Source organism: Bacillus sp. DNRA2, from assembly GCF_012843265.1.
GTDB lineage: Bacteria > Bacillota > Bacilli > Bacillales > Cytobacillaceae > Bacillus_BU.
Map to the genome: position 1 here is coordinate 26,289 of NZ_JABAIT010000032.1, position 6,833 is coordinate 33,121.

The 6,833-nt window shown below is 37.8% G+C and carries 5 protein-coding genes and 1 rRNA gene; all 6 read left to right on the top strand.

Annotation, left to right across the window (positions count from 1 at the left end; all coding sequences use genetic code 11):
* Window positions 1–128 precede the first annotated feature (128 nt).
* Window positions 129–338, top strand: a complete 210-nt coding sequence (yaaA, locus tag HHO41_RS19720; RefSeq protein WP_211171248.1) for a S4 domain-containing protein YaaA — start codon at window positions 129–131, stop codon at window positions 336–338.
* Between the two features lie 18 nt (window positions 339–356).
* Entirely contained in the window at window positions 357–1,475 is a 1,119-nt protein-coding gene (gene recF / locus HHO41_RS19725; RefSeq protein ID WP_169101924.1) for a DNA replication/repair protein RecF, read from the top strand.
* A gap of 11 nt (window positions 1,476–1,486) precedes the next feature.
* Window positions 1,487–1,732 (top strand): extracellular matrix regulator RemB, encoded by a 246-nt coding sequence (gene remB / locus HHO41_RS19730; RefSeq protein WP_169101926.1) that lies wholly within the window; start codon window positions 1,487–1,489, stop codon window positions 1,730–1,732.
* Window positions 1,733–1,801: 69 nt separating this feature from the next.
* Entirely contained in the window at window positions 1,802–3,724 is a 1,923-nt protein-coding gene (gyrB, locus tag HHO41_RS19735) for a DNA topoisomerase (ATP-hydrolyzing) subunit B (protein ID WP_169101932.1), read from the top strand.
* Between the two features lie 126 nt (window positions 3,725–3,850).
* Window positions 3,851–6,451, top strand: a complete 2,601-nt coding sequence (gyrA, locus tag HHO41_RS19740) for a DNA gyrase subunit A (RefSeq protein WP_169101928.1) — start codon at window positions 3,851–3,853, stop codon at window positions 6,449–6,451.
* Window positions 6,452–6,772: 321 nt separating this feature from the next.
* Window positions 6,773–6,833 (top strand): 16S ribosomal RNA (locus HHO41_RS19745); the annotation flags it as partial.

Genomic DNA, 6,833 nt, shown 5'->3' on the forward strand with positions numbered 1-6,833 from the left:
ATGTAAGTCGAGCTCTTTTTTTGTGATTTGTATGAAATGATTATTTTTAGTAAAATTAAAGAATTGGGTCTGAAAAAATCATAATTTTTTAAAGATCATCTTACCTTCATGATGAAAAGAGTGAGATAATGAAAGAAATCAAAATTGATACGGAATACATCACATTAGGCCAATTTCTAAAATTGGCTGAAGTAATTCAAACAGGTGGAATGGCTAAATGGTTTTTAGGTGAATACGTTGTATTCGTCAACGACGAGCAGGATCAACGAAGAGGTAGAAAGCTATATCCTGGAGATCGAGTCAACATTCCCGACTTTGGAATTTATCTTGTGATGTAATTGGCAAAGGTGGCTTCCATGTATATTGAGCAATTGCTGCTAAAAAACTATCGCAATTATGCGGAACTTGAAGCGCATTTTGAAAATAAAGTGAATGTTATTCTGGGCGAAAATGCTCAAGGCAAAACGAATGTCATGGAGTCCATATACGTTCTGGCAATGGCTAAATCCCATCGAACATCAAATGACAAAGAACTTATTTCTTGGGACAAAGATTATGCTAAAATAGAAGGTAGGATAAAAAAAATCCATGGCTCTTTGCCCTTGCAATTAATTATTTCAAAAAAGGGAAAAAAGGCTAAATTCAATCATATTGAGCAACAAAAGCTAAGCCAATATGTGGGAAATATGAATGTTGTTATGTTTGCGCCCGAAGACTTAAACCTGGTTAAGGGTAGTCCTCAAGTTAGGCGCCGCTTTATTGATATGGAGATTGGCCAAGTATCACCAATTTATTTACATGATATGGGCCAGTTTCAAAAAGTATTGCAGCAACGCAATCATTATTTAAAACTTTTGCAAACAAAAAAACAAACCGACATAACGATGCTTGATATTTTAACTGAGCAATTTATTGCATTGGCTTGTAAGATAGTGAAAAAGCGATTTGAGTTTATCCAATTATTGGAAAAGTGGGCGTTTCCGATTCACGAAGGGATTTCACGGGGCTTAGAAGCATTAAAATTGGAATATAAACCATCTGTTGAGGTATCAGAACAGCTTGATTTGTCGAAAATGTTAGAAGTATATGATCAGAAATATCTCAAGGTTAAAAATAAAGAAATTGAGCGCGGTATTACTTTGTTTGGTCCCCATCGTGATGATCTCTCTTTTATTGTGAACGACCGTGATGTCCAAACTTATGGTTCACAAGGACAACAAAGAACGACAGCCCTCTCCGTCAAACTCGCTGAAATAGAGTTAATTCACTCTGAAATTGGTGAGTACCCTATTTTATTACTGGACGATGTCCTATCAGAATTAGACGACTATCGTCAATCCCATCTTCTAAATACAATTCAAGGGAAGGTTCAAACGTTTGTTACAACGACAAGTGTGGACGGAATTGACCATCAAACGTTAAAAGAGGCTGCTACCTATAAGGTGGTAACTGGAAAAATGGACCGGATTCAGTGAGGTGAGAATAAATGTATCTTCATGTTGGCGAAGAGACGACAGTTTCTACGAAAGAGATTATTGCTATTATCGATAAGCATAGTATACGATCTTCACCATTTATGGATAAATTCATTCATCACCGCCAAGATCAAATTGTTAACTTGTCAAAAGGAAACTATAAATCAGTTGTTATAACGCAAGATAAAGTTTATTTTTCCCCTTTTTCTTCAGGAACATTAAAGAAACGCTCAAAAGGTTTATTCAATCACGATTAACAAAGCAAAACTCCTATAAAAAAAGAAGACGAATGTGTTACGCAGAAAGAGTAGGTGATTCAAATGACAATGGAGCAAAAGTCGTTACAAGAGGAAGTCTATGATGAAAGCCAGATACAGGTATTAGAAGGATTAGAAGCAGTACGTAAACGCCCTGGGATGTATATTGGCTCTACAAGCTCTAAAGGCTTGCATCATCTAGTTTGGGAAATTGTTGATAATAGTATTGACGAGGCCCTTGCAGGATATTGCTCAGAAATAAATGTCATTATCGAAGCGGATAACAGTATTACGGTAAAAGACAATGGCCGAGGAATTCCAGTCGGGATTCAAGAAAAAATGGGACGACCAGCGGTAGAAGTCATTTTAACCGTTCTTCATGCAGGTGGGAAATTTGGTGGTGGAGGCTATAAAGTTTCAGGTGGACTACACGGAGTTGGTGCATCAGTAGTAAATGCTCTTTCAACAAATCTTGAAGTATTTGTCCACCTTAATGGTCATGTCTATTACCAAAAATATGAACGTGGTGTTCCACTTGAAGATTTAAAAATTATTGGTGATACTGATCGAACGGGTACTACGATTCATTTTGTACCAGATAGTGAAATCTTTACTGAGACATTGGTATATGAATACGATATTCTTGCCAACCGTTTACGGGAATTAGCTTTTCTAAATCGAAACATTAAAATTACGATTGAAGATAAGCGTGAAGAAAACAAACGTAATGAATATCTCTATGAAGGTGGGATTAAATCTTACGTTGAGCACTTAAACAGAACAAAGGAAGTTCTTCATGAGGAACCAATCTTTATTGAAGGCGAAAAGGATGGTATAACAGTTGAAGTTGCCCTCCAATATAACGAAAGCTATACAAGCAATATCTATTCATTTGCTAATAATATTCACACCTATGAAGGCGGTACCCATGAAGCTGGTTTTAAAACTGCGTTAACACGGGTGATAAATGACTATGCTCGAAAAAATAATTTGATCAAAGATAACGATACGAATCTTTCTGGGGAAGATGTACGCGAAGGACTAACGGCAATTGTATCGATTAAGCATCCAGATCCTCAATTTGAAGGGCAAACAAAAACAAAACTCGGAAACTCTGAGGTTAGAGCCATTACTGATACGCTTTTCTCTGAGCATTTAGAAAAATTTATGCTTGAAAACCCTTCTGTGGCACGGAAAGTTGTTGAAAAAGGTTTAATGGCTGCCAGAGCCAGACTCGCAGCGAAAAAGGCCCGTGAATTAACGCGCCGAAAAAGTGCCCTTGAAGTATCTAGCTTACCTGGTAAGTTAGCAGATTGTTCTGCTAAAGATCCCTCAATCAGCGAGCTTTATATCGTTGAGGGTGACTCTGCGGGAGGCTCTGCTAAGCAAGGTCGTGATCGTCATTTCCAAGCGATTTTACCGTTACGTGGAAAAATTTTAAACGTGGAAAAGGCTCGACTTGATAAAATACTTTCCAACAACGAAGTTCGTGCAATGATTACAGCAATCGGAACCGGAATCGGCGAAGAATTTGATATTGCCAGAGCCCGTTATCATAAAGTCGTTATTATGACTGATGCTGATGTTGATGGTGCGCATATTCGTACATTGCTATTAACGTTCTTCTATCGTTATATGAGACAGATCTTAGAAGCAGGCTATGTCTATATTGCTCAACCGCCGTTATATAAAGTTCAGCAAGGGAAACGGGTAGAATATGCATATAATGATAAGGATTTAGAGCGGATTTTTGCAGCATGGCCTAGTCAGCCGAAGCCAAATATTCAGCGATATAAAGGTTTAGGAGAAATGAATCCTGAACAGCTTTGGGATACCACCATGGATCCATCATCAAGAACAATGCTCCAGGTTAGTCTTAAAGACGCAATCGAGGCGGATGAAACCTTTGAAATGCTAATGGGTGATAAAGTGGAGCCACGTCGGGTTTTCATTGAAACAAATGCACAGTATGTTAAAAATTTAGATATATAAAAAGTCTTAAGCTAGACAATAGAAAGATTAAGGGTAGAGGTCAGACCACTATCCTCCTTTTCTTTTATTCAGTACGAAGGGTGTTGAAATGAGTATTTTCTGCGCCCTAATTAGGAGGTACCAATTATGGCTGAAACACCAAATTCTCAAATAAAAGAGATAAATATTAGTCAGGAAATGAAGACATCTTTTCTTGACTATGCAATGAGTGTTATTGTTTCACGTGCACTTCCAGATGTACGCGATGGATTAAAACCTGTTCATCGTCGTATTCTTTATGCTATGCACGATCTTGGAATTCATGCGGACAAACCATATAAAAAATCAGCACGTATCGTTGGAGATGTAATTGGTAAGTATCATCCTCATGGAGATTCAGCTGTTTATGAAACAATGGTTCGGATGGCCCAAGATTTCAATTTTCGTTACATGCTCGTAGATGGCCATGGAAACTTCGGTTCTGTTGATGGTGATTCAGCTGCGGCGATGCGTTACACCGAATCAAGAATGTCAAAAATCTCGATGGAACTCCTGCGAGATATTAACAAAGATACGATTGATTATCAAGATAACTACGATGGAGAGGAAAGGGAACCAGTTGTGCTACCAGCGCGCTTCCCTAACTTGCTGGTAAATGGAACAACTGGGATTGCTGTTGGAATGGCTACAAACATTCCACCGCACCAATTGGGCGAGGTTATAGATGGTGTTTTAGCTGTCAGTCATGATCCAGAAATTACAATCCAAGAATTAATGGAAATCATACCAGGTCCAGATTTTCCAACTGGTGGACAAATATTAGGCCGTAGTGGAATCCGCAAAGCCTACGAAACCGGTAGAGGCTCGATTACTGTTCGATCAAAGGTAGAAATTGAACAAAAGTCTAATGGTAAAGAAGTCATCATTGTCCATGAGCTACCTTATCAAGTTAATAAAGCAAGATTAATTGAAAAAATTGCTGAGTTAGCTCGCGATAAAAAGATTGAAGGCATTACTGATCTCCGTGACGAGTCTGACCGTAACGGAATGAGAATTGTCATCGAGGTTCGTAAGGATGCAAACGCGAATGTCCTTTTAAATAATTTATACAAGCACACAGCCTTGCAAACAAGCTTTGGTATCAACACATTAGCTTTAGTCGATGGCCAACCAAAGGTATTAAGCCTAAAACAATGTCTAGTTCATTATTTAAATCACCAAAAAGTTGTTATTCGACGTCGGACAGAGTTTGAACTTCGTAAAGCAGAAGCTCGTGCCCATATTTTAGAAGGCTTAAAAATAGCCCTAGATAATATCGATGCAGTTATTAGCTTAATTCGTGGATCAAGAACAACTGATATTGCCCGCGAAGGCTTAATGACTCAGTTCCAATTATCAGAAAAACAAGCTCAAGCAATCCTTGACATGCGCTTACAGCGTTTAACAGGTTTGGAAAGAGATAAAATTGAGGAAGAGTTAAATTCATTACATCAGCTTATTGCAGAGCTTAAAGCGATTCTAGCTAATGAAGAAAAAATCCTTGAAATTATCAGACAGGAACTATTAGAGGTTAAGGATCGCTTCAATGATAAGCGACGCACTGAAATCATTACTAGCGGTATTGAAATGATAGAGGATGAGGACCTTATTCCAAGAGAAAATGTCGTGATTACCTTAACGCACAATGGTTATATTAAACGACTACCAGTCTCTACGTATCGTTCCCAAAAACGAGGCGGGCGTGGTGTTCAAGGAATGAACACGAATGAGGACGATTTCGTCGAACATTTAATTACGACCTCAACTCACGATACTATCCTATTCTTTACAAATAAAGGGAAGGTATATCGTTCAAAGGGTTATGAAATTCCAGAATATAGCCGAACAGCAAAAGGTTTGCCTATAATCAATTTGCTTGAAGTTGATAAAGGTGAATGGATTAATGCGATTATCCCAGTTGCGGAATTTGATGATAACTTATTCCTTTTCTTTACAACAAAGGAAGGAGTTTCTAAACGTTCACCATTAACTTCATTTGCAAATATTCGTAATAATGGCTTAATTGCTGTGAATTTGCGTGAGGAAGATGAGTTAATTTCAGTTCGTCTGACTGACGGCAGCAAAGAAATCATAATTGGTACAAAAAATGGGATGTTGATCAGATTCCCAGAAACAGATGTGCGTTCAATGGGAAGAACAGCAACAGGCGTAAAAGGAATTACCTTGGACCCTGAAGACCAAGTAGTTGGAATGGAAGTGTTAGAAGAAAACACCGACATTTTAATCGTAACTGAAAAGGGTTATGGTAAACGGACCCCTGCTTTGGAATACCGAGTTCAAGGTAGAGGTGGTAAAGGTATTAAAACATGTAATATCACCGATAAAAACGGTTGTCTTGTTTCCATGAAAGTTATAACCGGTGAAGAGGATATTATGCTAATCACCACTGGTGGCGTTTTAATCAGAATGGATGTAAATGACGTTTCATCTATGGGTCGTAACACACAAGGAGTAAGATTGATTCGACTTGGAGAAGAAGACCATGATAAAGTTGCTACTGTTGCAAAGGTTGAAAAAGAAGAAGATAAATCAGAAGACGATATACAAAATGTAGAAGCAGAAGGAAGCGAATTTGAAGCTGATAATGCTGATACAAGTTTAACTCGCTTACTTGAAGCAGCGGAAGCTGATCAAAATGAAGAAGATTCAACAAATCCTGAATCTAAAACTTCTGATGATGAAGAATAATTTATAAATCAAATCAAGGTGACTCCGATGACGGGTCACCTTTTTTATTCCTTTTAACAAAAAGACTTGCAAAATTAAAATTGACTTGATATAATCATTCAAGTCAGTAGCGCTAATATGTTTTCAATCCTAATAATAATAAAAAAGATTGTTGACATATTAAAGCGAGAATGATATATTAATAAAGTCGCTTCTGAGCGATAACAAAACAAATTGCTCTTTGAAAACTAAACAAACAAACGTCAACAATAAACAAATTATAGTGCGATTGATTTCGATCATGAACACTAGCCAACGTAACTTTTATGAGCTAAATCAACTTTCTTGGAGAGTTTGATCCTGGCTCAGGACGAACGCTGGCGGCGTGCCTAATACATGCAAG

What these genes read in the sequence shown, in the direction of transcription:
- gyrB (WP_169101932.1), top strand. Translation starts at nt 1,802, where the DNA reads ATGGAGCAAAAGTCGTTACAAGAGGAAGTCTATGATGAAAGCCAGATA.
- recF (WP_169101924.1), top strand. Translation starts at nt 357, where the DNA reads ATGTATATTGAGCAATTGCTGCTAAAAAACTATCGCAATTATGCGGAA.
- yaaA (WP_211171248.1), top strand. Translation starts at nt 129, where the DNA reads ATGAAAGAAATCAAAATTGATACGGAATACATCACATTAGGCCAATTT.
- remB (WP_169101926.1), top strand. Translation starts at nt 1,487, where the DNA reads ATGTATCTTCATGTTGGCGAAGAGACGACAGTTTCTACGAAAGAGATT.
- gyrA (WP_169101928.1), top strand. Translation starts at nt 3,851, where the DNA reads ATGGCTGAAACACCAAATTCTCAAATAAAAGAGATAAATATTAGTCAG.